The sequence below is a fragment of the Ectobacillus sp. genome (assembly GCF_056992975.1).
Genome location: NZ_JBXKMX010000158.1, coordinates 1 through 25,555, shown reverse-complemented (window position 1 = coordinate 25,555; position 25,555 = coordinate 1). Strand labels below are relative to the sequence as shown.

Genomic DNA, 25,555 nt, shown 5'->3' with positions numbered 1-25,555 from the left:
ATCACGAAGTTCGTATGATTATGACAACCATTGATTTGGCAGATCGAATCGAACTTGCAGAGCTTGATCAGAATAAAATTGAAATCATTTCTCATAATCGGTATGTCCCTGATGATCAGCGTAATCTTGCGTATCAGTCGGCCAAAATTTTGAAGGAACGATTTGGCATACAAAAGGGTGTATCCATTACGATTGAAAAAATTATTCCAGTAGCTGCAGGTCTTGCAGGCGGAAGCAGTGATGCAGCCGCTACGTTGCGTGGTTTGAATACGCTATGGAATCTTGGCTTAAGCGGAGAAGAACTTGCTGAAATTGGAGCGGAAATTGGTTCTGATGTATCCTTTTGTGTATACGGGGGGACTGCAATTGCAACGGGCCGCGGTGAAGTCATTGAGCATATTCCAGCCCCACCGCCTTGCTGGGTAGTATTAGCAAAACCACAGATTGGCGTTTCCACAGCTGATGTGTATCGTAATTTAAAAGTAAGTCAAATGGTCCATCCAGATGTTGATAAAATGATTGCGAGCATTTCAAACCGTGATTATGAAGGAATATGCGGCACGTTAGGAAACGTCTTAGAACAGGTAACCTTCCAGATGCACCCCGAAGTAGCACGAATCAAAGAGCAAATGAAACGATTTGGAGCGGATGCCGTTCTAATGAGCGGTAGCGGCCCTACAGTTTTTGGTTTAGTATATCATGATTCAAGAATGCGCCGCGTTTATAATGGGCTAAAAGGATTTTGTGAACAAGTGTATGCAGTACGTATGCTCGGCGAACGAGAAAAGCTTGAATAAAGACGTATAATGGGTTATGATTTAATTAGAATATTCGTGATTTGAGGTGGGAGTTTGAAAATACGACGTAGTACACGTTTGGTCGATATGACCTATTATTTGCTTCAAAAACCTCGGCGCTTAATTTCTCTCACTTTTTTTGCAGAACGCTACCAATCAGCTAAATCTTCTATTAGTGAGGATTTGGTCATTATTAAGCAAACGTTCGAGCAACATGGTGTTGGAACTCTTCAAACGATTCCTGGTGCAGCGGGAGGAGTAAGATACATTCCGTTTATGGATGTTGAAGAAGCCAATGAGCTTATAGCTGAACTTCGTGAACAACTTACTGATTCGAAACGTCTTCTTCCCGGAGGCTACCTATACATGACAGATTTATTAAGTAACCCGCTATATATTAACGGGGCAGGACGATTATTTGCCTCTATATTTGCCAAGGAAGAGATAGATGTTGTCATGACTGTTGCAACGAAAGGAATTCCTTTAGCTTACGCTGTAGCGAATTACTTGGATGTGCCTGTTGTTATTGCCCGTAAAGATAACAAGGTGACAGAAGGGGCAACGGTGTCGATTAACTATGTTTCGGGATCTTCTAAGCGGATTCAGACGATGACATTAGCGAAAAAAAGCTTACAGCAAGGGGCGCGGGTTTTAATTATCGACGACTTTATGAAGGCAGGCGGAACTGTACAAGGTATGGTTAGTATGCTTGAGGAATTTCAAGCAACTGTTGTAGGAATTGGTGTCCTTGTAGAAGATGTTGATATAGAAGAACATCTCGTTGACAATTATGTATCGCTCGTTCGCCTAATTGGGGTAGACGTGAAAGACAAAGTGATAACGATTGAAAGAGGAAATTTTACTTTGCCTATTTTAGAGAAAAAAGAATTCATTACAGAGTAAGGTTATAAAAAATTGTAGACAATGGGATAAGCTCCTTCTCTTATTTTGGGAAGAATAAGAGAAAGAGCTTATCTTTTCATCTAAAATATCTGAAAGGTGCGAAAATTATGAAAATCATTCATAGCAATGCTGCTCCCCAAGCGATTGGACCATACTCACAAGGAATCGTAGTAAATAATATGTTTTATAGTTCAGGACAAATTCCCCTCCGCCCGGACGGTACACTAGTTACGGGTGATTTAGGCGAACAAACGCATCAAGTATTTCATAATTTACAGGCTGTATTAGAAGAGGCTGGTTGTTCTTTTGCTAGCGTAGTAAAGACGACTGTATTTTTAAAGGATATGAATGATTTTAATGCTGTTAATGAGATTTACGGAAGTTATTTTGGCGACCATAAGCCAGCTCGGTCCTGTGTTCAAGTGGCGAGACTACCGAAAGATGTTGCGTTGGAGATTGAAGTAATCGCTTTAATTGCTAACAATTAATTCATATTTTTTCCTTGAATTTCGTATTTTGAAAAATTTTTAAAATATAGAAGGAAATTAGGAGAAGTTGTGGAATTATTAGACATATATCGCTGATTTAAAAAAGGGTGGTGAACATAAGATGGAAGTGACTGACGTAAGATTACGCCGCGTAAACACGGAAGGCAGAATGAGAGCGATTGCATCCATTACGTTGGACCATGAATTCGTAGTTCATGATATTCGTGTAATTGATGGCAATAATGGATTATTTGTAGCGATGCCTAGTAAGCGCACTCCGGACGGAGAGTTCAGGGATATTGCACATCCAATTAATTCTAGCACTCGTGGTAAGATTCAAGATGCTGTCCTCGCGGAATATCATCGTTTAGGAGAGTTAGAAGAGGTTGAACTGGAAGAAGCAGGCGCTTAATCACATATAATCAAAGGTTTTTTGGTTAGTACATCGCATATGGCGGACAAACTTCTGTGAACTTGGCAGAAGTTTGTTTTATTTTGTATATTTCTCTCCCTTTTCTCCCCTACTACGCTTTTCCTCTCAAACAATTTCAATAATTGTGGTAAAATTTAATAGTTAACCGGTGTTTCTTGAAATGTCAAAGATTTTAATATAATATTCTTAATGGATAAATAGGTTGCGATGGAGGGTTAGTATGTCAAATCGATTTGCAGTAATATTGGCAGCGGGAAAAGGTACTCGTATGAAATCCAAGCTGTACAAGGTACTTCATCCTGTTTGTGGAAAGCCTATGGTTCAACATGTTGTGGATGCGGTTTCTTCGTTAGGTCTTCAACATGCAGTTACAATTGTGGGCCATGGGGCAGAACTTGTGAGGGAACAACTTGGCGAGCAAAGTGCTTTTGCACTTCAAGAAGAGCAACTTGGGACCGCTCATGCGGTGATGCAAGCAAGCGACTTGTTAGCTCATAAGGAAGGTACGACACTCGTTATTTGTGGTGATACACCATTGATTACTTCCGAAACAATGGAAGCGTTATTACAGCATCACGAACAAACGAAGGCGAAGGCGACAGTACTTACTGCACATCTGGAACAACCGTTTGGTTACGGTCGTATTGTACGTAATAGCGAAGGCAATGTTGAGAAAATTGTAGAACAAAAAGATGCAAGCGCTGAAGAATTACAATTACAAGAAATTAATACGGGAACATATTGCTTTGATAATACCCTTCTTTTCGACGCACTAACAAAGGTTTCGAATGAAAATGCACAAGGAGAATATTATCTTCCGGATGTTATTGAAATTTTAAAAAACGAAGGGCATATCGTTTCTGCGTATCAAACGAGTAATTTCGAAGAAACGTTAGGTGTAAATGATCGCGTCGCATTATCACAAGCGGAAAAGCTGATGAAAAAACGTATTAATCACAAGCATATGGTGAATGGTGTTACGATTATTGATCCAGACAATACGTATATTTCTGCAGATGCTAGTATTGGTAGTGATACAACGTTGTATCCTGGAACCATTATCGAAGGAAAAACGATCATTGGCTCTGACTGCAATATTGGACCACAAACGTCGATAAAGGATAGTATGGTTGGAGATCGTACGCTTATTCGACAATCTACCGTTCAAGATAGCGAAATTGGGAAAGATGTTACCATTGGACCGTTTGCTCACATTCGCCCAGCTTCCGTTATCGGTGATGAGGTACGTGTAGGAAACTTCGTTGAAATTAAAAAATCCACATTCGGTACGGGAAGCAAAGCTTCTCATTTAAGTTATATCGGCGATGCAGAGGTAGGATCTGGAGTAAATTTAGGATGCGGAATTATTACTGTAAATTACGATGGTCAAAACAAGTATAAAACGGTTATTGAAGACGGCGCATTCATCGGTTGTAATTCAAACCTAATTGCTCCGGTTACAATTGGTGAGAAGGCTTATGTTGCTGCTGGATCAACCATTACAGATGACGTCCCTGCTAGCGCATTATCCATCGCAAGATCACGTCAGACGAACAAAGAAAAATATGTAGAAAAATTGAACAAAAAACAGAATTCTTGAACAAGAAAAATTCCATATGCGGAGGTTTATCTAGTGCCAAACCAATATTTAGATTCCAACTTAAAAGTATTTTCTTTAAACTCTAACAAAGGTGTTGCAGAAGAGATTGCAAAACATATAGGAGTAGAGTTAGGAAAATGCTCTGTGACTCGCTTTAGTGATGGTGAAATCCAAATTAATATTGATGAAAGCATTCGAGGATGTGACGTATTCGTTATTCAATCTACGAGCTTTCCAGTGAATGAACATATTATGGAACTTCTTATTATGATTGATGCATTAAAGCGTGCATCAGCAAAAACAATTAATATCGTAATGCCATATTATGGCTATGCACGTCAAGACCGCAAAGCGCGTTCACGTGAACCGATTACGTCTAAGCTTGTAGCTAATTTGCTACAAACAGCAGGGGCATCCCGTGTTATAACACTAGATTTACATGCGCCACAAATTCAAGGATTTTTTGATATTCCAATCGATCATCTAATGGCTGTGAAAATCCTTTCTGATTATTTCGCAGAGAAGAAGTTAGACGATATCGTGGTTGTATCACCGGACCATGGTGGTGTAACACGTGCGAGAAAGATGGCAGATCGATTGAAAGCTCCGATTGCTATTATTGATAAACGCCGTCCTAGACCAAACGTCTCTGAAGTTATGAATATCATTGGTAACATAGAGGGAAAAACTTGTATCTTAATCGATGACATTATTGATACTGCAGGAACGATTACATTAGCTGCAAATGCACTAGTGGAAAATGGCGCTAAGGAAGTATATGCATGCTGTACACATCCAGTATTGTCTGGTCCTGCAATCGACCGTATTAATAATTCAAAAATAAAGGAACTAATCATTACAAATTCTATTGCTCTTCCGGAAGAGAAGAAGAGTCCGAAAATAAAGGAATTATCTGTTGCGACTCTTATCGGGGAAGCAATTATTCGTATTTATGAAGATCAATCAGTAAGTACGTTATTTGATTAATTTGATGAGGGATAGGCGTAACCATAGGGTTACGTCTATCCTGTCATGATGAGGAGAATAAGAATGAAGCTAATAGTAGGTCTTGGAAACCCGGGCAAAGAGTACGAACGGACGAGACATAACGTTGGATTCATGGTTATAGATGAATTGGCGAAGCGTTTTGCCATTTCATTAGATCAATTGAAATTCAAAGGCCTGTTTGGTGCAGGAACTGTAGATGGTGAGAAAGTTATTCTGTTGAAGCCCCTCACATATATGAATTTGTCAGGCGAAAGTATTCGTCCTCTTATGGATTATTACAAAATTGACATAGAGGACTTTATTATTATGTATGATGATTTGGACCTTCCTATTGGAAAGCTACGCCTTCGAACAAAGGGAAGTGCGGGCGGGCATAACGGGGTGAAATCAACCATTGCTCATTTAGGGACACAGGATTTTAACCGAATACGAATTGGGATTGATCGTCCAAAAAATGGGATGAAAGTACCTGATTATGTATTAGGCCGTTTTACGAATGAAGAACAAGCCCCATTGGCAGAGACAATCCAGAAAAGTGCAGATGCGTGTGAAGAATGGATCCATACACCGTTTTTGCAGGTTATGAATACATTTAATGGGTAGATATTGTATAATTAAGTGAAACTTCCATTGGTGAGGACTTTTTTGCTTTTTGCACAATGTAGTAGAGTAACGGACAAACACGTATAATATACTCATACATAGCCATACTATTAGTAGTCGAACATAAGGTATGGAGGAAGATATGAGTACATTTTATTATTGTCGTCATTGTGGATGCAGAATCGGTTCTATTATGAATGAGGAAGCTCATAATGTAGTAGTAGGGCAACTAACAGAGCAAGACAAGAAGGAAATGGTTCGTTATGATGAATATGGTAATGTGTATGTGAAATCGATTTGTGAGGACTGCCAGGAAGTTTTAGAGCGTAATCCGCATTATCATGAATATGATACATTTATTCAGTAAGCTTTGGTTAGCCCAAAGCATTTTTCTGTTTTTTTATCCCGTATTAACGGGTTTTTGATATTTACTTACAGGGACTTTCTTTTTATCTTACTGCTGATGTAACCCCCGCTTTTCTAAGCGGGGGTTACATCAGCAGTAAGAAATTCAGATAATCTATATGATACCTGAGAAAATCCCTACCAATGGAAGTTTCACTTTTTATAAACATATAAAAATATACTAACGTACTCTTTGTCGAGAGGAGTTTCACAAATGATAGGTTTACTAGAACAATTTATTGATAATAAAGAAATAATCTCCATTGTACATGGTATTGAGAATGGGCTCAAGGAGCAACTAGTTTCTGGAATGGCTGCTTCTTCTCGTACTCTTTTTTTAGCTGCCCTTTATGAAAAATCAAAGCGTACGCAGTTAGTGGTAACTCATAATTTATTTCAAGCACAAAAAGTATACGATGATCTTGTCTCCATAGTAGGGGAAAAGAAAGTACTTCTATATCCTGTCAATGAGCTTGTGGCTTCTGAAATTGGTGTAGCAAGTCCGGAATTGTTAGCACAGCGTATTGATGTGCTAAATCGACTTGTCCATAATGAAACGGCTATTATTGTAGCCCCCATTGCGGGAATTCGTCGTTTTCTCCCATCAAGGGAAACTTGGGAAGACAGTCAAATTTCTTTGCGAGAAGGGGACGATTTAGATTTAGAATCCTTTACTCGCACTCTTGTGCAGATTGGGTATGTACGAAGATCAATGGTAGAAGCCCCAGGGGAATTCAGCCTACGAGGAGGAATTTTAGATCTTTATCCGTTAACAGAAGAATTACCTGTCCGTATCGAACTATTTGATACGGAAATAGATTCGATTCGAGCTTTTCAAGTTGAGGACCAACGATCACAAGGACAAATTTCATCTATATCATTTGGTCCTGCTGCAGAGTTTATTTTTTCTCCTAGTGAATTGAAGCAAGGTGCACAGAAGCTAGAAGCAGGCTTAGCTGAAACTGTTAAGAAAGTGAAAAGTACCAATCTGAAAGAACAGTTATTGGAAACAGTTGGATATGAACTAGAACAGCTGAAACACGGAAACAAAATGCAAAATATGTTTAAATATTTGTCTCTCCATTATGAATCGCCTTCTAGTCTAGTAGACTATTTACCTGAAACAGGAATAGTAGTACTTGATGAAGTGGCACGTATACAAGAAACAGCTGAGCATTTGGAACAGGAAGAAGCAGAGTGGTATACATCCTTACTAAGTGATGGTTCTATTATTCAGGGACTTACGTTCTCGCATGATTATATGCAATTGATTCAACAGAAAAAAAGAAGCTTTTTATACATGACATTATTTTTACGACATATTACACATACACATCCGCAAAATATTGTGAATATGACCAGTCGAACGATGCAAGATTTTCATGGACAAATGCATCTGCTAAAAAGTGAAAGTGAACGTTGGCTGAAAGGAAACTATACGGTCGTTGTACTAGGTGCAACCGAAGAACGTGTGAAAAAGTTAGAAGGAATACTCCGTGATTATGATATAGATACTGATATATCGCTTCATTCTAACGTTTTGGTTCCAGGGCGTATCCAAGTAATAGTTGGTGATTTACAGGCTGGATTTGAAATACCGATGCAACGCCTTGCGGTTATTACGGAAAAAGAATTATTTCATAAAACGATAAAAAAGCAGCAACGTAGGCAAAAACTTTCAAATGCAGAGAGGATAAAGAGCTACTCAGAACTTAAAGTTGGCGATTATGTTGTCCACGTAAATCACGGTATTGGTAGATTCCTTGGTATTGAAACGCTTCAAATTAATGGGGTTCATAAAGATTATTTGCACATTAAATATCAAGGCAATGATAAATTGTATGTACCCGTTGAACAAATCGATCAAGTGCAAAAGTATATTGGTTCGGAAGGAAAGGAACCGAAAGTTTACAAACTTGGTGGCACCGATTGGAAACGAGTGAAAAGCAAAGTAGAAAAATCCGTACAAAATATAGCGGATGATTTAATCAAGTTGTACGCTGAACGGGAAGCTTCAAAAGGATATAGTTTTTCACCCGATACTACCGAGCAACGTGATTTTGAAGCGCTATTTCCGTATCAAGAAACAGACGATCAGCTACGTTCTATTGTGGAAATCAAAAAAGATATGGAACGAGAACGTCCAATGGATCGCTTGCTTTGTGGGGATGTAGGTTATGGGAAAACGGAAGTAGCAATTCGTGCGGCTTTTAAAGCAATTATGGATCATAAGCAGGTTGCAATCTTAGTTCCTACTACGATTTTGGCGCAGCAACATTATGAAACGATAAAAGAACGCTTCCAAGATTATCCTGTTTCTGTGGGTTTATTAAGCCGTTTTCGCACACGTAAACAGCAAAACGAGGTATTGAAGGGGCTGAAGGATGGAACAGTTGATTTTGTAATCGGAACCCATCGTGTTCTTTCAAAGGATATCACATTTAAAGATTTGGGCCTGCTCATCATTGATGAAGAGCAACGGTTTGGTGTTACCCATAAAGAAAAAATTAAACAAATGAAGGCGAATATTGATGTACTTACGTTAACGGCTACGCCGATTCCTCGTACACTTCATATGTCCATGTTAGGGGTTCGGGACCTATCTGTCATAGAAACACCACCCGAAAACCGATTTCCGGTTCAAACATATGTTGTCGAATACAATGGATCATTAATTCGTGAAGCCATTGAACGAGAGCTTGCACGTGAAGGGCAAGTATATTTCTTGCACAACCGTGTGGAAGATATTGAACGGAAGGTAGAAGAAATTAAAATGCTCGTCCCAGATGCACGCGTTACGTATGCACACGGAAAAATGAATGAAAGCGAACTAGAAGCAGTTATGCTGGAATTTTTAGATGGCCAATTCGACGTTCTTGTTAGTACAACCATTATCGAAACGGGTGTAGACATTCCAAATGTAAATACACTTATCGTAAGCGATGCTGATCGAATGGGCTTATCGCAGCTGTATCAGCTTCGTGGACGGGTAGGGCGCTCGAATCGGGTGGCATACGCATATTTTACGTATAAAAAAGATAAGGTGCTGTCGGAAGTTGCTGAAAAACGACTCCAAGCCATTAAAGAATTTACGGAGTTAGGATCAGGATTTAAAATCGCCATGCGCGATTTATCCATCAGGGGAGCAGGAAATTTACTTGGGGCAGAGCAGCATGGCTTCATTGATTCAGTCGGTTTCGATTTATATTCACAAATGCTGAAAGAAGCAATCGAAGAACGAAGAGGAGTATCAGATGAAGATGTCCATTTCGAGGTAGAAATTGATTTAGACGTGGATGCGTACTTACCTGATGAGTACATTTCAGATAGTAAGCAAAAAATAATGATGTATAAGCAATTTAGAGGCGTTTCTTCGATGCAAGATATGATAGAACTACAGGATGAAATCATTGATCGTTTTGGAGAATACCCACAAGAGGTTGGATATTTATTTCAAATTACAGGCTTGAAACTACTCGCTGCCCAGGAGAAAATTGAATCCATTAAGCAATCTAAATTCAATGTTACATTCTTATTCTCCGAAAAGTCGAGCCAAAACATAGATGGCGGCAAGTTATTCATGTTAGGAAAAAGTTTAGGATGCAATCTTGGTCTTGGCATGGAGGGCAAAAAGCTTAAATTCTCCAACAATATAAAGGACATCGAAGTTTCGAAATGGCTGACCATGTGCGAAAACTTACTAAAAGGTTTAAAGAATGTGAAAAAAGAAGTGGTTAACGCATGATGCTATAAGAAAAATGGATTTGACGTGCATAGAACATCTAATGTGAACAATACTATGCTTAATAGTTGGTGGCTTTTACATGATAAGGAGAAGATGCGAAGGTTCACCACTTTTACCATCTTTAGAAAGCGAGGCACCATTAGATGAAAGCAACCGGAATTGTACGTCGTATTGATGATTTAGGCAGAGTCGTTATTCCAAAAGAAATTCGCAGAACACTTCGTATTCGGGAAGGAGATCCATTGGAAATCTTCGTTGACCGAGATGGAGAAGTTATTTTGAAGAAATACTCGCCCATTAGTGAATTGGGAGATTTTGCAAAAGAATATGCTGAAGCACTTTTTGACAGCTTAGGACATAATATATGTATTTGTGATCGCGATGCTATCATTGCTGTGGCAGGCGTCTCCAAAAAAGATTACTTAAACAAAAGCGTAGGAGACTTAATTGAAAAAGTAATGGAAGACCGTACAACCGTAATTATGACGGATGAAAGTGACATTACACTTATTGACGGAGTAATAGAAAAAATAAGCTCTTACGCTATGGGACCCATCATAGCAAATGGAGACCCAATCGGAGCCGTAATCATCTTCTCAAAAGAAAAAATAATCGGTGACGTAGAAAAAAAAGCAGTAGAAACCGCAGCAGCCTTCCTAGCCAAACAAATGGAACAATAGAAAAGCTTTTTCAGCTCGCCCAGCTCCGTAGGGCAGAAGTTCTCCACCCAAAAAGGCGCTCTTTGCCTTTATGGGTGGAGGTTTTCTGACCGGAAGGAGCTAGCTGAAAAAGCTGGACACCAAGAAAAATGAACCTGGCTCGTCCAGCTCCGGAGGGCAGAAGTTCTCCACCCAAAAAGGCGCTTTATGCCTTTATGGGTGGAGGTTTTCTGACCGGAAGGAGCAAGCTGAAAAAGCTGGACACGAAGAAAAGCGACCCCGGCTCGTCCATCACCTAGAATCACGTTAACAAATAGACCATCTGTTAGAATGGAGATGGTCTATTTTCCATGTTCACAGTTACAGTTACGTCAATCTGGTATTATGATATAATACGCGTGGTGTAAGTATAGGAAGAAAGGAATTTCTGGATGGAGACAAAGAAGCAGGGCGCTTTTTGGCAAGGAGCTATTATATTAACGATATCTGGTCTTATCATGAAAATACTAAGTGCTTTTTACCGGATTCCTTATCAAAATATTGCAGGGGATCTCGGTTTTTATATTTATCAGCAAGTGTATCCGTTATACGGTCTTTCTTTAGTTTTAGCTACGTATGGATTTCCTGTGGTCATATCGAAGCTAATAGCAGCCAGACTAGAGAGGGGAGATAACCAAGGAGCAAAGGAAATTGTTTTTGTGTCATTTTGGTTTTTAATGAGTGTAGGAGTGCTCTTTTTTGTTATTCTTTTCTTTGGGTCTCATACAATTGCACGTGCTATGGGGGATGAACGGCTATTTAAGCTGCTAAAAGTAGTAGCATTTTCATTTCTCCTTATGCCTTTTCTATCCGTAGCAAGAGGATATTTTCAAGGTTTTGCAAATATGGCTCCAACAGCAGCCTCGCAGGTGGCAGAGCAAACGGTTCGTGTTTCGATTATCGTATTTCTATCGTTACTACTGGTGGGAATCGGATCGGACAGCTACACGGTGGGGGCAGGTGCGATGCTTGGCTCCGTAATAGGAAGTATCGTAGCGATAGGCATCTTATTCTATTTTCTCCGAAACGAGATGCAAAGCATGTTCATGCAAAGATGGATGGATATACCAAATAAGTGGTGTGTGATAAAGATTGTATTTTGGCAAGGCGTGACAATATGTGTCAGCAATCTGCTTCTCATATTTATTCAGTTCATTGATTCAATGTCACTCTATAACTTGTTAGTAGACATAGGATTTGAAGAGCATGGTGCAAAACTTATAAAGGGTGTATATGATCGAGGTATTCCGTTTATTCAACTCGGTACGGTAGTGGCTACCTCGTTTTCGTTGACACTCATACCTCTTATTACAGGTGCACGAATGAGAGGAGATCATGGGTTTATTAAAGGTAAAGTGAAACTGGCTATCAAATTAACATTAGTAATTGGCTTTGCTGCAACGGCTGGACTCGTATGTATTATTCGGCCCGCCAATATTATGTTGTTCCAAAATGGAGATGGTTCTGACTTTCTTGCCATTTTATCACTTTCTATTTTATTTAGTGCCTTTTCAATTACATCTGCCTCTGTTCTACAGGGGCTAGGTATAACAGTTTTGCCTGCTTTGTTTGCTATTTTGGGAGCGGGAATTAAGTTCGGCGCGAATCTATGGATGATTCCGCGGTTTGGTGTCAAGGGAGCAGCAATGGCTACAGTATTTTCTTTGTGCTGTATTTCTATATGTAATCTGTATATTTTACTACGAAAGGTACCGAATTCACTCCCTAGTTGGCATAGCATACGAAGTGTTGCCATTGCTGGACTTAGTATGGTGCTGTCTGTGATCCTTTACATGGATGTGTTAGAGCATCTTGTACATACAGAACATCGACTAGTAGCAACGTTTGAAGCGTTAAGTGCTGTCACGATCGGAGGCATTGTGTATCTGGTACTCATCTTAAAAATGAAAGTATTTACTGACGAAGAGTTTGGTGTGGTTTGGAAAGGCGGGAAAATCCCCCTTATTTTTAAAAAGTAAAAGGAGTGAAATAAATTGGCTCATACAGTTACGATTATAGGATTAGGAGCTGGCGAATTAGAACAGCTAACCATTGGCGTATACCGAAAGCTGAAGGAAACGAAGTATATGTATGTTCGCACGAAAGAGCATCCCGTTATACAGGAACTTGAAAAAGAAGGGATTACGTACACTTCTTTTGATGATGTGTATGAATCCTTTGATCAGTTTGAACAGGTTTATGAAACAATTGCTTCTATTTTGCTAGAAAAGGGGAAAGAAGAAGATGTTGTATACGCGGTTCCGGGACATCCTCTCGTAGCAGAACGAACGGTACAATTGCTATTAGAAAAAGGAAAGAGTGAAGGGATTACGGTGAAAATTGAGGGAGGGCAAAGTTTTCTCGATCCGCTATTTGCCAGTCTTCAAATTGATCCGATTGAAGGATTTCAACTTGTAGATGCTACCTTCTTTACTCGTAGCGAATTAGAATTACGTCATCATCTTATTTTCTGTCAAGTCTATGATTCCCTCATTGCATCAGATGTGAAATTAACATTGATGGAAAGTTTACCAGATGATTATGAAGTATATATTGTAACGGCAGCGGGAACTTCTTTTGAAAGTGTACGAGCAGTTCCGCTTTATATGCTTGATCATGAGACCGAATTAAACAATTTAACAAGTGTATATGTTCCTCCCGTTCGGGATGATAGCATATTGCTTCATGAATTTCACACATTAAGACAAATTATCGCGACTCTTCGGGGCCCGAATGGTTGTCCGTGGGATAAAGAGCAAACACACGAGTCATTAAAACGATATCTCATTGAAGAAACATATGAATTGCTTGAGGCAATTGATGAGAAAGATGATGAACATATCACCGAAGAACTCGGAGACATTTTGCTACAAGTTATGCTCCACGCACAAATTGGCGAGGAAGAAGGCTGGTATTCGATTGATGATATCATTAAAGGACTGGCAGAGAAAATGATACGTCGTCATCCGCATGTGTTTGGAGATGTGTCTGTTACGAGTACGGATGAGGTTCTTGAAAATTGGAATGATATTAAGAAAACCGAAAAAGGAAAAGAACGTAAATCTATTTTGTCGGGGATTCCGAAAACAATGCCCCAGTTGTTACAAGCCTATGAAATACAAAAGAAGGCAGCGAAGGTTGGATTTGATTGGAAAAATGTAGAGCCCATGTTAGAGAAAATGACGGAAGAATGGAATGAATTTCGTGCAGAAGTAACAGCAATGGATTCGGAAAAAATGCTGAAGGAATTTGGCGATATTTTGTTCGTAATCGTCAATATTGCTAGGTTTTATAAAATTAATCCGGAAGAAGCAATACATACAACAAATATAAAGTTTATGAATCGCTTTACCTATATGGAGGAACAAGTCGATTCGATGGGGAAAGTCATGGAAGATTTAACTCTTGAAGAACTGGATATTCTTTGGGAGGAAGCAAAGAAAAAGGGTTGCGAATAGGAGAGATTACAATGAGATTAGATAAATTTTTGAAGGTTTCTCGTTTAATTAAAAGAAGAACGCTTGCGAAAGAGGTTGCAGATCAAGGACGAATTGCAATAAATGGACAACAGGCTAAGGCAAGCTCGGATGTGAAAGTAAATGACATTCTGACGGTTCGTTTCGGTCAGAAGGTTGTTACGGTGAAAATTAATGAGTTGAAGGAAACAACAAAAAAAGAAGATGCAGCTAATATGTATACCATTGTGAGTGAGGATAAGCCGGAGTAAGGCACGTTCTAAATCTGTTTCGCCTAGCATACTGTAGTAACAGTACTAGCTATGGAGGGATTGAGATGAACCAAATATCTTCAGCAAATAAACCAGCAGCCGAACATGATGTGATCATGCGAGGTAGACGTTTGCTGGACATAACGGGAGTCAAGCAAGTAGAAAGCTTTGATAATGAGGAATTTTTGTTAGAGACCGTAATGGGGTTTCTTACGATTCGCGGACAAAACTTACAAATGAAAAATTTAGACGTTGATAAGGGAATCGTATCAATTAAGGGAAAAGTGTATGAATTAGCGTATATAGATGAACATCATTCGGAGAAGGCTAAAGGAATCTTTAGCAAGCTTTTTAAATGAGTTTAACTGTTCAACTGTATACGATGCTTTCAATGATTGGTATGGGGGCATGGACGGGGGCAGCGCTGGATACATATCAGCGTTTTCTAAAAAGACCAAAGCGAAAACGGGTACTTGTATTCTTTTATGACTTATTATTTTGGTTTGTCCAAGCCCTTCTCATCTTTTATGTATTATTGCTTGTTAACGAGGCTACGATACGAATCTATGTGTTTGTGGCGTTACTTTGTGGCTTTGCGACCTATCAAAGCATGTTTAAACGTCTGTATTTACTTGTATTAGAAACGGGTATTAAAATTACAATAAGAATCTATCGCATAAGTGTATCAATCATTAAGCTTCTCATTGTGAATCCTGTTTTGTTTCTTGTTTCATGTATCGTTGCTATTTCTATGTTTTTGTTTCGCGTATGTAGATCTTTGTTGCGAGTACTTCTTACATTTCTTATTCAATTCGTGAAAGTCGTATTGAAAATCTTTTTCGTACCAATACGATTAATTGGACTGGTTGTATGGAAAGTTCTCCCTAACCGTGTTAAAATTTTTGTTAAGAGCCTAGCAGGACTTCTTCTAAAAGTCGAGAAATTCAAAGTGAAGATAATAAACTGGTGGATTTCGATTAAAAAAAGGTTGGGGGGACCTCGTGAATGAGGGAGCAAGAGAACACGAACGTAAGAGAAAATCAAAAAGTTAATGAGCAGCATATACTACAACCAGAGAACCAAAGCAAGAAGCGTCTGTTTCGTCGTCTTACTCTGTTTCTTGCATTTGCCCTTACCGTAATTGCTAGTTTAAGTATAACCTTTTATAAGCAAAATATGACCATCAAGGAACAAGTTGCGGGAGCTACGAAGCTTGAAGGTGAGATGAATTCACTAAAGGACGAAGAAAAAAAGCTTCAAGAACAAATCCGTCAGCTTAACGATGATGATTATATTGCGAAAATTGCACGGAGAGATTATTTTTTTTCAAAGAATGGGGAGATAACCTTTCCCATGGCTAAGTAATGTGTGTTTCATTGACACTCTATTTTGTGATTATATATAATGAAGTATAATTTGACTTTTTAAATTTAAGGAGGAACATTTTTTTTATGTCAATCGAAGTAGGCAGCAAGTTACAAGGAAAAGTAACAGGGATCACTAATTTTGGGGCTTTTGTAGAGCTGCCAGATGGAGTAACAGGTCTTGTCCATATCAGCGAAGTAGCAGATAACTATGTAAAAGACATTAATGATCATCTCAAAGTGGGCGATCAAATTGAAGTTAAGGTTATTAATGTTGAAAAAGATGGAAAGATAGGTCTTTCTATTAAGAAAGCGAAAGAACGTGAAGGTGCTCCTGCTAATGCAAATGATCAGCGCCCAAGCCGTCCTGCACGAGGCAATCGTCCTTACAATCGTGACCGCGAACGCGGTGGTCGTGAACGTAATGAATTCAAACCTCAAGAAACATTTGAACAAAAAATGGTTCGCTTCTTAAAGGATAGTGAAGATCGTTTAACTTCTTTAAAACGTAATACGGAGTCAAAACGTGGAGGACGCGGCGCTAGACGCGGTTAATATTCTCCTTTGAAATAGGGACATTCGGAAAAGCCGGGTGTCCTTTTGTTATTGCAGAAAAGTTGGCAGGGTTCTTTAGATAGTATGTTAGTAGTTTTTCTTTTTTCTAATAAAATTTATTGACACTTGATCGATTTATAGATATTATAGTAATTGTCCGTTGAATTGTTAAGGACATGGCGGTGTAGCTCAGCTGGCTAGAGCGTACGGTTCATACCCGTGAGGTCGGGGGTTCGATCCCCTTCGCCGCTATAATAGAATGGCCCGTTGGTCAAGCGGTTAAGACACCGCCCTTTCACGGCGGTATCACGGGTTCGATTCCCGTACGGGTCATCTTTCAAAACAAAGTCTACTTAGTAGGCTTTGTTTTTTTATTATATAAACCATTTGTATGTGTAACAAATCCCCTAATCCTTCTACAAAATCATTGCTTATTTTCCGGTAGTATGTTCTGTTGTTTCTAATATTTTCCCTGATTCTGTATACATGTATCACAGTGTTACATATATCGTCGAACGATTTTATGTTGCTTTGTTCTTTTTTTGACAAAAACTTCTGATTTATTTTCGTATACTTGTGTTACTAGTAGGGAAGCTTCAATTAGGAACGGAATCTGTAGCCGAATTGAAGGTGGATCCAATTCGATCAATAGGCGAAAGGACCAAATTCGCTTGTTACGATCAGGACAAAATATTCGGGTGGTGTAAACTGTATGCAGATAACAGGAAGAAGTATGACCCATTCAAAAACTAGTGCATTGGTAGGGAACCGCGGGGGATTGACACGTTTTTCTAGTAAAGTCAGAAGTTTGTTTGAACAGCTATTCTTTCGCTGGGGATTTATTATTACATTAGTTGGATTTTTGTTAGGACGAGCCTATATCCTCACCAATATTTTACCGTTCGCTTTGCCGTTTTTTGCATCAGTGTATGTGATGAAACGAGATAAAATGGCATTAGCATTTCTTGCGCTCATGGGAGGCGCATTTACGGTATCCTTTGATCATGCAACCCTTACCTTTACTTCCGTATTTATATTTTTTGTTTATCATATATTTTTTGTAAGATTTACGAAAAAAACCGTAGGTCTTGTCCCCTTCCAAGTTTTTTTATCTGTATTAACTGCACACTTAATCGTGACGTACTTTGGTCAAAAATCTATCATTATGTATGATGTTTTTATGAGCACAATTGAAGCGGGATTAAGCTTTGTGCTTACGATGATTTTTCTTCAAAGCGTTCCTCTATTAACAGAACGAAAAAACAAACAGAAAGCACTCGCAACTGAAGAGATCGTATGTTTAATCATCTTGCTAGCATCTGTCTTAACAGGAACAACAGATTGGTTTGTGTATCACCTGTCGATCCAACATATATTTACTCGATACTTAGTGCTTCTATTTTCATTCGCAGCAGGGGCGGCAATTGGTTCAACGGTTGGAGTCGTGACCGGCTTGATTTTAAGCTTGGCAAATGTCGCTAGTTTATATCAGCTTAGTTTACTCGCCTTTTCGGGATTGCTCGGTGGGTTACTTAAGGAAGGAAGGCGCCTTGGCGTTAGCTTTGGACTTCTGATTGGGACAAGCCTGATTGCTTTATATGTAGATAAACAGGGAGATATTACGAAAACATTATTTGAGTCATTAGTAGCTATTTCTATTTTTCTAGTAACACCGAAGTTTTTGTTAGAACGAGTAGCGAAGTTTGTTCCAGGAACTGCTGAGAATGATGACGATCAGCATCAATATTTACGACGTATTCGTGATGTGACTTCTAACAAAGTAACGCAGTTTGCGAATGTGTTTGAAGCTCTATCTAATAGTTTCTCTGTCTATGGCTATGTAGAAAATGAGAGTAAGGATGCAGAGGCAGATTTATTCCTTACGGGTATTACAGAAAAAACGTGTCAAACCTGCTTTAAGAAAGAGCAATGCTGGGCAATAAATCCTGATCGAACCTATGACTATATGAGGCAAGTATTACACGAAATAGAAGAAGATACGTTACCGCGAAATTCAAGATTTTTAAAGGAGTGGGGGAAGTACTGTGTTCGAAGTGCAAAAGTGAATGAACTAATGAAGCAGGAGCTTTCTCACTTTTATGCGAAGCAAAAACTGAAAAAACAGATGAAAGAAAATCGTAGGCTAGTAGCAGAGCAACTTCTTGGTGTTTCCAAAGTGATGGAGGATTTTGCTAAAGAAATACAGAGGGAAAAGGAGAATCACCAAGCGCAGGAAGATCAAATATTAGATGCGTTTACAAAATTCGGAATTGAAATCGGACAGGTTGATATTTATTGCCTAGATCAAGGCAATGTTGATATAGAGATGGTTATTCCAAATGTTAGTAATCAACGGGGAGAGAGTGAGAAACTAATAGGACCCATGCTTTCAGATGTCCTTGGGGAAACAATTTTGGTGAAGCGAGAAGAGAAATCGCCGTATCCTCACGGCGATACAACAGTGTGCTTCGGATCAGCGAAAACATTTGCGGTTGAAACGGGTATTGCAACAGCTGCATTAGGCGGGGGTCTTGTATCAGGGGATTCCTACTCTACCATGGAGCTTAGTGCTGGCAAATACGCACTTGCTATTAGTGATGGTATGGGTAATGGAGAAAGAGCGCACATGGAGAGCAGGGAGACGCTCAAGCTACTTCAAAAAATATTGCAGTCTGGCATTCATGAAAAAATTGCAATTAAAGCAATCAACTCTATTTTATCTTTACGTACAACAGAGGAAATGTTTACGACTCTTGATCTGGCGATGATTGATTTGCGGGATGCAAAAGCAAAATTTTTGAAAATCGGTTCTACCCCTAGCTTTGTAAAGCGGGGAGAAAAGGTAATAAAAGTAGAGGCAAGTAATTTGCCGATGGGCATTATTGAAGATGTAGATGTAGATGTCGTGAGTGAACAATTGAAGAGCGGGGATATTCTCATTATGATGAGCGATGGAATTTTTGAGGGACCCAAGCATGTGGAGAATCACGAGGCTTGGATGAAACGAAAGATTAAAGAATTACAGACAGATGATCCCCAAGAAATCGCCGATATTCTTCTTGAGGAAGTGATACGCTCACGCAGTGGATTTATTGAGGATGATATGACAGTAATTGTTGCAAAAGTAGAAAAAAATATGCCGAAATGGGCAACCATTCCTGTTATGAGCAAACAAGCTCAGTAATCAGATAAAATCTGTACTTGTGGATGGCCTTAGACAGGATGCTAAGGCCATCTTTTGTAATTAAAGGTTGATGCATCCAGCAGGGGTAGGGGTTGAAAGGAGTGCCCTGTTACATAATGACAAACACATTTGTTTTTTTTGCAGATAAAGGATAAATAGGGTACGATTGTGACAGGGAACTTTGAGGAACAATTATGAAAGGTGATAAATACATTGAAAGAAAATTTCACTTTGAAAGTAGACGCCTTTGTAACGAAATGCGAATTGCTTCGTCCAGATTCAACCATCATTATTGGGGTCTCTGGCGGACCTGATTCCCTAGCATTGTTGGACTACTTGATGAAAAGAAAAGAAAAAGACAATTTACATATTGTTGTAGCACATGTAGATCATATGTTTCGAGGAGAAGAATCGAAGCAGGATATGGAATATGTAATAAATTATTGTAAAAGACTAGGTATACCATGTGAAGCAACACAAATTAATGTAACGCATTATCAAAAAGAGAATCGACTTGGAACGGAATTAGCTGCAAGAGAGTGTCGGTATGCTTTTTTCAAACAAATCATGCGTATGTATAAAGGTGATTACTTAGCGCTTGGACATCATGGGGATGATCAGGTAGAGACCATTTTAATGCGTCTTGTACGTGGAAGTACCATGAAGGGATATGCAGGTATGCAGGCAAAACGAAAATTTGCAGGTGGCATGCTTATTCGTCCCTTATTAGTGGTTACGAAAGATGAAATCAGTCAGTATTGTCAGAATCAAGAAATTGCGGTGCGCTTTGATTCCAGTAATACGGAGGATACGTATACGAGAAATCGATTTCGTAAACATATTCTCCCTATTTTAAAAAAGGAAAATCCAAATGTACACGAACGTTTTCAATCATTTAGTACATGTATACAAGAAGATGAAAAATATTTACAGGAATTAGCTTTTGAAAATATGAATAAAGTATTAAAATATAAAGAAAAAAATAAGGTAGTACTGTCAATTCCTTTATTTGAATCTTTACCAATGCCTTTACAAAGAAGAGGGATTCAACTAATATTAAACTATCTTTATAATTACCAACTACCGGTAACACTTTCTTCTGTACATACCGAGCAAGCGCTGTGTTTTATTAAGCGTCCTCATCCATCTGGTTCGCTTGATTTTCCAGCAGGGCTTAAGGTAATTCGGACGTATGAAGATTGTAGTTTTGGCTTTCCAGAGGATCAACATCTTCCGTATTCGTACACTTTACCTATTCCGGGATTCGTTACTTTGCCTAATGGAGATGAATTGATAGCAGAAATTACCAATAGTTTTCCTGCTTCTATGCATTCAAATTTATTTATTGGTGCAAGTAAAGATATTGCCGGACCATTAACCGTTCGGTCCCGAGTCGAAGGAGATAGAATGACGGTAAAAGGTATGAATGGTACGAAAAAGATAAAAACTATTTTTATCGAAGGAAAAGTACCAAAGCTAAGCCGAGTTGAATGGCCGATTGTTTGTGATGCTAAAGGAAACATCCTTTGGGTTCCGCGTTTAAAGTATGCAAACACAGCTTTATCAGCAGAGTTGTCAAATGAAGATAAGTACATACTTATTCGTTACAAAAGCAAGGAGTCTTCTAGGAGGATAAACAAATGATGAATCAGGATATTGAAACAGTACTCGTATCGGAAGAGGAGATACAAAAAAAGGTTAAGGAGCTTGGCGCAATTATTGCGGAGGAATATAAGAACACGACTCCACTCGCAATTGGTGTGCTTAAAGGAGCAATGCCTTTTATGGCTGATCTTCTGAAACGAATCGATGTATATCTTGAAATGGATTTTATGGCAGTTTCTAGCTATGGCAATTCAACAGTTTCTTCTGGAGAAGTAAAAATTTTAAAGGATTTAGATACTTCTGTAGAAGGTCGGGACATATTAATTGTGGAAGATATTATTGATAGTGGTCTCACTTTAAGCTATTTAGTTGATTTGTTTAAATATCGCAAGGCAAAATCAGTCAAAATTGTCACATTATTAGACAAGCCGGCTGGTAGAAAAGCAAAGATCAAAGCTGATTATGTTGGATTTGACGTACCAAATGAATTTGTTGTTGGATATGGTTTGGATTATAAGGAACAATACCGTAATCTTCCTTACATTGGGGTATTAAAACCTAGCGTTTATTCAAACTAACAATACATAGGCTTTACTATTGGATTGGATAGTTTTTCTATGTTACTATTTACTATATTGTATGCTGTGAGAGGAGGTTTGGGATGAATCGCATCTTCCGTAATACCATCTTTTATTTATTAATATTTTTAGTTGTAATTGGGGTTGTTAGCTATTTTAATGGTTCAACTCAGCAAACAAAGCCGATTAGCTATGATAAATTCCTCACTAAGTTAGATAATGGGGAAGTACGTTCAGTTAGTTTGCAGCCTAAAAATGGTGTATTTGAGGTAAAGGGTCAATTTGTAGATTCTGCTCAAGACGAATTTTATGTAACATATGCACCAAATACTGAAGAATTACAGAAAAAAGTGAATGATAAGGCAAAAAATACGAAGGTAGATTATAAACCAGCAGAAGAAACAAGTGCATGGGTTACATTCTTCACTTCCATTATCCCGTTTGTTATTATATTCATTCTGTTCTTCTTCCTTATGAACCAAGCACAGGGCGGTGGAAGCCGTGTAATGAATTTCGGAAAGAGCAAGGCGAAGCTTTATAACGATGATAAGAAAAAGGTTCGTTTCCGAGATGTTGCTGGTGCAGACGAAGAAAAACAAGAATTAGTTGAAGTTGTTGAATTTTTAAAGGATCCTCGCAAATTTTCTGAGCTTGGTGCACGCATTCCGAAAGGGGTTTTACTTGTAGGCCCTCCAGGAACAGGGAAAACATTACTTGCAAGAGCTGTAGCAGGTGAGGCAGGTGTACCATTCTTCTCAATCAGTGGATCTGATTTCGTAGAAATGTTCGTTGGTGTTGGGGCTTCTCGTGTTCGTGATTTGTTCGAAAATGCGAAGAAAAACGCACCTTGTATTATCTTCATCGATGAAATTGATGCAGTAGGACGTCAGCGCGGAGCTGGTCTTGGCGGTGGACATGACGAACGTGAACAAACATTAAACCAATTGCTTGTAGAGATGGATGGCTTTGGTGCAAATGAAGGTATTATTATTGTTGCTGCAACAAACCGACCTGACATTTTAGACCCTGCTCTATTACGTCCTGGACGTTTTGACCGTCAAATTACAGTAGATCGACCAGATGTAAACGGTCGTGAAGCCGTATTGAAGGTACATGCGCGTAATAAACCACTTGATGAAAGTGTCAACTTGCGTACAATTGCGACGCGTACACCAGGATTCTCTGGTGCAGATTTAGAAAATCTGTTGAATGAAGCCGCTCTTGTCGCTGCTCGTTCCAACAAAAAGAAAATTGATATGTCTGATGTGGATGAAGCAACAGACCGTGTAATTGCTGGCCCTGCAAAGAAAAGCAAAGTTATTTCAGTTAAAGAGCGCAACATCGTGGCGTTCCACGAAGCTGGGCATACAGTTATCGGTATGGTTCTAGATGATGCAGATGTGGTTCACAAGGTAACTATCGTGCCACGCGGGCAAGCTGGTGGATATGCAGTAATGCTTCCTAAGGAAGATCGTTACCTCATGACAAAACCGGAATTACTTGATAAAATTACAGGTCTACTTGGTGGACGTGTAGCGGAAGAAATTGTATTTGGCGAAGTAAGTACAGGTGCTCATAATGACTTCCAACGTGCGACTGGTATTGCAAGAAGCATGGTTGCAGAATATGGTATGAGTGATAAAATTGGACCACTACAATTTGGCAATGCTCAAGGGCAAGTGTTCTTAGGCAGAGACTTCCGTTCAGAACAAAACTACAGCGATTCAATTGCTCATGATATTGATTCTGAAATGCAAACAATTATTAAGAATTGTTATGCTCGTGCAAAAGAAATTCTCACAGAAAAACGTGATAAACTTGATATAATTGCAAAAACGTTACTTACTGTAGAAACGTTGGACGCGGATCAAATTCGAGGACTTTACGATAACGGTATCTTACCGGAACGTAAGAAAAAAACATATGGTTCTGAAGAAGTAAAGATTAACATTTCTACGAACGAAGAAGGAAAAACGACTGAAGAACCGAAAGAGTGACGATTTGTCACTCTTTTTTTCCCCCTCATTTATTGTGTGAGGGGTATAGCTCATTCGTATCACCATCCTATAGAATTTATACAACTAGCCTCAAAGGAGTAATTTTTCTCCATTGAGGCTAGTTGAACTTTATAAAGTTGTAACAATCAACTATGATGAGAGTATTAGATGTGAGGAGTGAGATTATGATTTTCGTAATGGATGTAGGAAATACGAATGCAGTTCTTGGAGTTTTTGAAAAGGAACAGCTTCGTTATCACTGGCGAATTGAAACAAACCGAAATAAAACGGAAGACGAGTATGGAATGCTTATTAAGGATTTGCTTGGCCATGTAGGACTTACGTTTCGTGATATTACAGGTATTATTATTTCCTCTGTTGTTCCACCTATTATGTTTGCACTGGAAAGAATGTGTGGCAAATACTTTCACTGTAAGCCGCTTGTTGTGGGACCAGGAATTAAAACAGGGTTAAATATTAAATATGAAAATCCGAGAGAAATTGGAGCAGACCGTGTTGTAAATGCAGTGGCTGCTATTCAATTATACGGAAGTCCGCTTGTTATTGTAGATTTTGGAACAGCTACTACATATTGTTATGTGAATGAAGATAAAAATTATATGGGCGGAGCGATTACGCCTGGTATTATGATTTCTGCAGAGGCGCTTTATAGCCGAGCCGCAAAATTACCAAGAATCGAAATTACACGTCCACATAATATCGTTGGTAAAAATACAGTAAGCGCTATGCAAGCAGGCATTTTATATGGTTATGTGGGACAAGTAGAGGGAATCGTAAAGCGTATGAAGGCACAGGCAAAGAAAGAGCCAACTGTTATTGCAACAGGAGGGCTGGCTAGCCTTATTGCTGAGGAATCAGATGTGATAGATATTGTGGATCCATTCCTTACCTTAAAGGGACTATCAATGATTTATGAACGTAATATATTGAGTGAGAAGGAGGAATGAAACGGATGAGAGATTATTTAGTAAGGGCACTCGCTTTTGATGGGCAGGTGCGGGCTTACAGTACAATTACAACGCATGCAGTTAGCGAGGCACAGCGCCGCCATGATACATGGCGAACAGCTTCTGCTGCGTTAGGTCGCTCTTTAACGGCAGGAGTGATGATGGGAGCGATGCTAAAGGGTGATCAAAAGCTTACCATCAAAGTAGAAGGAAACGGTCCAATTGGACATATTCTAGTCGATGCAAACGCCAATGGAGAGGTACGCGGTTATGTAGCGCATCCTCATGTTGATTTTGAAGCAAATGAGAACGGTAAACTTCGCGTATATGAAGCAGTTGGAACAGAAGGTTATGTAACCGTTATTAAAGATATTGGGCTACGGGAGCCATTTGTAGGGCAAGTGCCTATCGTCTCTGGTGAGCTAGGGGAAGACTTCACTTATTATTTTGCCGCATCTGAGCAAACGCCAGCTTCTGTAGGAGTGGGTGTATTAGTTAATGGAGATGATAGTATTCTTGCAGCAGGTGGATTCGTTCTACAAATGATGCCAGGAGCAGAAGAAGAAACCATTACTTTCATTGAAAAACGCTTGAATGAAATTCCACCGATAAGTAAGCTTATTGAAGATGGGTTACTACCTGAGGAAATCTTGTACAGCATTCTCGATAAGGAAAATGTGAAAGTGCTAGACCGTTTAGACGTTACATTTCAATGTACATGTTCAAGAGAAAGAATTGAAGGCGTGCTAAGCAGCCTAGGAATAGAAGAACTTAGAAAAATACAAGATGAAGAAGAAGAGACAGAGGTACACTGTCATTTTTGCAATGAAAGATACACCTTTTCTAAGCAGGATATAGGAAATCTTATTGATAGCTTACAGTAAATACAATAAATGT

23 protein-coding genes and 2 tRNA genes are annotated in these 25,555 nt (G+C 39.0%); all 25 read left to right on the top strand.

What is annotated here, in order from left to right:
• Positions 1-797, top strand: a 797-nt coding sequence (ispE, locus tag AC11ZT_RS07520) for a 4-(cytidine 5'-diphospho)-2-C-methyl-D-erythritol kinase (RefSeq protein WP_484059003.1), incomplete at its 5' end; no start/stop codon positions are given.
• A 54-nt stretch (positions 798-851) separates the two neighbouring features.
• Complete coding sequence (purR, locus tag AC11ZT_RS07515; protein ID WP_484059002.1) at positions 852-1,700, top strand: pur operon repressor; 849 nt, start codon at positions 852-854, stop codon at positions 1,698-1,700.
• A gap of 107 nt (positions 1,701-1,807) precedes the next feature.
• Complete coding sequence (locus AC11ZT_RS07510) at positions 1,808-2,188, top strand: RidA family protein (protein WP_484059001.1); 381 nt, start codon at positions 1,808-1,810, stop codon at positions 2,186-2,188.
• Between the two features lie 121 nt (positions 2,189-2,309).
• Positions 2,310-2,600, top strand: coding sequence for a septation regulator SpoVG (gene spoVG, locus AC11ZT_RS07505; protein ID WP_379971447.1), 291 nt, complete (start codon positions 2,310-2,312; stop codon positions 2,598-2,600).
• Positions 2,601-2,841: 241 nt separating this feature from the next.
• The gene (glmU, locus tag AC11ZT_RS07500) at positions 2,842-4,221 is read left to right on the top strand and encodes a bifunctional UDP-N-acetylglucosamine diphosphorylase/glucosamine-1-phosphate N-acetyltransferase GlmU (RefSeq protein WP_484059000.1); all 1,380 of its coding nucleotides are present in this window, start codon (positions 2,842-2,844) and stop codon (positions 4,219-4,221) included.
• A gap of 33 nt (positions 4,222-4,254) precedes the next feature.
• Positions 4,255-5,208 carry a ribose-phosphate diphosphokinase gene (locus tag AC11ZT_RS07495; RefSeq protein ID WP_484058999.1) on the top strand — a complete coding sequence of 318 codons (954 nt, stop codon included), beginning with the start codon at positions 4,255-4,257 and terminating at the stop codon, positions 5,206-5,208.
• Positions 5,209-5,271: 63 nt separating this feature from the next.
• Positions 5,272-5,832: an aminoacyl-tRNA hydrolase gene (gene pth, locus AC11ZT_RS07490; protein WP_484058998.1), complete on the top strand. Its 561-nt coding sequence runs from the start codon at positions 5,272-5,274 to the stop codon at positions 5,830-5,832.
• A gap of 142 nt (positions 5,833-5,974) precedes the next feature.
• Entirely contained in the window at positions 5,975-6,199 is a 225-nt protein-coding gene (fin, locus tag AC11ZT_RS07485) for an anti-sigma-F factor Fin (RefSeq protein ID WP_484058997.1), read from the top strand.
• A gap of 252 nt (positions 6,200-6,451) precedes the next feature.
• Positions 6,452-9,982, top strand: coding sequence for a transcription-repair coupling factor (gene mfd / locus AC11ZT_RS07480; protein ID WP_484058996.1), 3,531 nt, complete (start codon positions 6,452-6,454; stop codon positions 9,980-9,982).
• A gap of 143 nt (positions 9,983-10,125) precedes the next feature.
• The gene (gene spoVT, locus AC11ZT_RS07475; RefSeq protein WP_484058995.1) at positions 10,126-10,662 is read left to right on the top strand and encodes a stage V sporulation protein T; all 537 of its coding nucleotides are present in this window, start codon (positions 10,126-10,128) and stop codon (positions 10,660-10,662) included.
• A 410-nt stretch (positions 10,663-11,072) separates the two neighbouring features.
• Positions 11,073-12,659, top strand: coding sequence for a putative polysaccharide biosynthesis protein (locus AC11ZT_RS07470; RefSeq protein ID WP_484058994.1), 1,587 nt, complete (start codon positions 11,073-11,075; stop codon positions 12,657-12,659).
• 15 nt (positions 12,660-12,674) lie between these two features.
• Positions 12,675-14,138 carry a bifunctional methyltransferase/pyrophosphohydrolase YabN gene (gene yabN, locus AC11ZT_RS07465; RefSeq protein ID WP_484058993.1) on the top strand — a complete coding sequence of 488 codons (1,464 nt, stop codon included), beginning with the start codon at positions 12,675-12,677 and terminating at the stop codon, positions 14,136-14,138.
• Positions 14,139-14,149: 11 nt separating this feature from the next.
• Positions 14,150-14,407: an RNA-binding S4 domain-containing protein gene (locus AC11ZT_RS07460; RefSeq protein WP_484058992.1), complete on the top strand. Its 258-nt coding sequence runs from the start codon at positions 14,150-14,152 to the stop codon at positions 14,405-14,407.
• 65 nt (positions 14,408-14,472) lie between these two features.
• Positions 14,473-14,766, top strand: a complete 294-nt coding sequence (gene yabP / locus AC11ZT_RS07455) for a sporulation protein YabP (RefSeq protein ID WP_379971457.1) — start codon at positions 14,473-14,475, stop codon at positions 14,764-14,766.
• Positions 14,763-15,416 carry a spore cortex biosynthesis protein YabQ gene (yabQ, locus tag AC11ZT_RS07450; protein ID WP_484058991.1) on the top strand — a complete coding sequence of 218 codons (654 nt, stop codon included), beginning with the start codon at positions 14,763-14,765 and terminating at the stop codon, positions 15,414-15,416. Before yabP ends, yabQ begins: the two co-directional genes overlap by 4 nt.
• Positions 15,413-15,772, top strand: a complete 360-nt coding sequence (locus tag AC11ZT_RS07445; protein ID WP_484058990.1) for an FtsB family cell division protein — start codon at positions 15,413-15,415, stop codon at positions 15,770-15,772. Before yabQ ends, AC11ZT_RS07445 begins: the two co-directional genes overlap by 4 nt.
• An 86-nt stretch (positions 15,773-15,858) precedes the next feature.
• Positions 15,859-16,326: a S1 domain-containing RNA-binding protein gene (locus tag AC11ZT_RS07440; RefSeq protein ID WP_484058989.1), complete on the top strand. Its 468-nt coding sequence runs from the start codon at positions 15,859-15,861 to the stop codon at positions 16,324-16,326.
• A gap of 178 nt (positions 16,327-16,504) precedes the next feature.
• Positions 16,505-16,578, top strand: a tRNA-Met gene (locus tag AC11ZT_RS07435).
• 9 nt (positions 16,579-16,587) lie between these two features.
• Positions 16,588-16,659 (top strand) — tRNA-Glu (locus AC11ZT_RS07430).
• Between the two features lie 400 nt (positions 16,660-17,059).
• Positions 17,060-19,510, top strand: a complete 2,451-nt coding sequence (gene spoIIE, locus AC11ZT_RS07425) for a stage II sporulation protein E (protein ID WP_484059004.1) — start codon at positions 17,060-17,062, stop codon at positions 19,508-19,510.
• Between the two features lie 213 nt (positions 19,511-19,723).
• Positions 19,724-21,154 (top strand): tRNA lysidine(34) synthetase TilS, encoded by a 1,431-nt coding sequence (tilS, locus tag AC11ZT_RS07420; protein ID WP_484058988.1) that lies wholly within the window; start codon positions 19,724-19,726, stop codon positions 21,152-21,154.
• Positions 21,151-21,693, top strand: coding sequence for a hypoxanthine phosphoribosyltransferase (gene hpt / locus AC11ZT_RS07415; protein WP_379971464.1), 543 nt, complete (start codon positions 21,151-21,153; stop codon positions 21,691-21,693). Before tilS ends, hpt begins: the two co-directional genes overlap by 4 nt.
• 83 nt (positions 21,694-21,776) lie before the next feature.
• The gene (gene ftsH, locus AC11ZT_RS07410) at positions 21,777-23,690 is read left to right on the top strand and encodes an ATP-dependent zinc metalloprotease FtsH (RefSeq protein WP_484058987.1); all 1,914 of its coding nucleotides are present in this window, start codon (positions 21,777-21,779) and stop codon (positions 23,688-23,690) included.
• A 185-nt stretch (positions 23,691-23,875) separates the two neighbouring features.
• Entirely contained in the window at positions 23,876-24,658 is a 783-nt protein-coding gene (locus AC11ZT_RS07405; protein ID WP_484058986.1) for a type III pantothenate kinase, read from the top strand.
• Between the two features lie 5 nt (positions 24,659-24,663).
• On the top strand, positions 24,664-25,542 hold the full coding sequence (gene hslO / locus AC11ZT_RS07400; protein ID WP_484058985.1) for an Hsp33 family molecular chaperone HslO: 879 nt from the start codon (positions 24,664-24,666) through the stop codon (positions 25,540-25,542).
• The last annotated feature ends 13 nt before the right edge of the window (positions 25,543-25,555 follow it).

Bases quoted from the DNA above. Each gene is read 5' to 3' on its own strand.
- AC11ZT_RS07510 (WP_484059001.1), top strand. From the start codon at position 1,808: ATGAAAATCATTCATAGCAATGCTGCTCCCCAAGCGATTGGACCATAC.
- AC11ZT_RS07460 (WP_484058992.1), top strand. From the start codon at position 14,150: ATGAGATTAGATAAATTTTTGAAGGTTTCTCGTTTAATTAAAAGAAGA.
- yabP (WP_379971457.1), top strand. From the start codon at position 14,473: ATGAACCAAATATCTTCAGCAAATAAACCAGCAGCCGAACATGATGTG.
- AC11ZT_RS07445 (WP_484058990.1), top strand. From the start codon at position 15,413: ATGAGGGAGCAAGAGAACACGAACGTAAGAGAAAATCAAAAAGTTAAT.
- yabQ (WP_484058991.1), top strand. From the start codon at position 14,763: ATGAGTTTAACTGTTCAACTGTATACGATGCTTTCAATGATTGGTATG.
- pth (WP_484058998.1), top strand. From the start codon at position 5,272: ATGAAGCTAATAGTAGGTCTTGGAAACCCGGGCAAAGAGTACGAACGG.
- ftsH (WP_484058987.1), top strand. From the start codon at position 21,777: ATGAATCGCATCTTCCGTAATACCATCTTTTATTTATTAATATTTTTA.
- mfd (WP_484058996.1), top strand. From the start codon at position 6,452: ATGATAGGTTTACTAGAACAATTTATTGATAATAAAGAAATAATCTCC.
- hslO (WP_484058985.1), top strand. From the start codon at position 24,664: ATGAGAGATTATTTAGTAAGGGCACTCGCTTTTGATGGGCAGGTGCGG.
- glmU (WP_484059000.1), top strand. From the start codon at position 2,842: ATGTCAAATCGATTTGCAGTAATATTGGCAGCGGGAAAAGGTACTCGT.
- spoIIE (WP_484059004.1), top strand. From the start codon at position 17,060: ATGACCCATTCAAAAACTAGTGCATTGGTAGGGAACCGCGGGGGATTG.
- hpt (WP_379971464.1), top strand. From the start codon at position 21,151: ATGATGAATCAGGATATTGAAACAGTACTCGTATCGGAAGAGGAGATA.
- AC11ZT_RS07440 (WP_484058989.1), top strand. From the start codon at position 15,859: ATGTCAATCGAAGTAGGCAGCAAGTTACAAGGAAAAGTAACAGGGATC.
- AC11ZT_RS07405 (WP_484058986.1), top strand. From the start codon at position 23,876: ATGATTTTCGTAATGGATGTAGGAAATACGAATGCAGTTCTTGGAGTT.
- spoVT (WP_484058995.1), top strand. From the start codon at position 10,126: ATGAAAGCAACCGGAATTGTACGTCGTATTGATGATTTAGGCAGAGTC.
- fin (WP_484058997.1), top strand. From the start codon at position 5,975: ATGAGTACATTTTATTATTGTCGTCATTGTGGATGCAGAATCGGTTCT.
- spoVG (WP_379971447.1), top strand. From the start codon at position 2,310: ATGGAAGTGACTGACGTAAGATTACGCCGCGTAAACACGGAAGGCAGA.
- AC11ZT_RS07470 (WP_484058994.1), top strand. From the start codon at position 11,073: ATGGAGACAAAGAAGCAGGGCGCTTTTTGGCAAGGAGCTATTATATTA.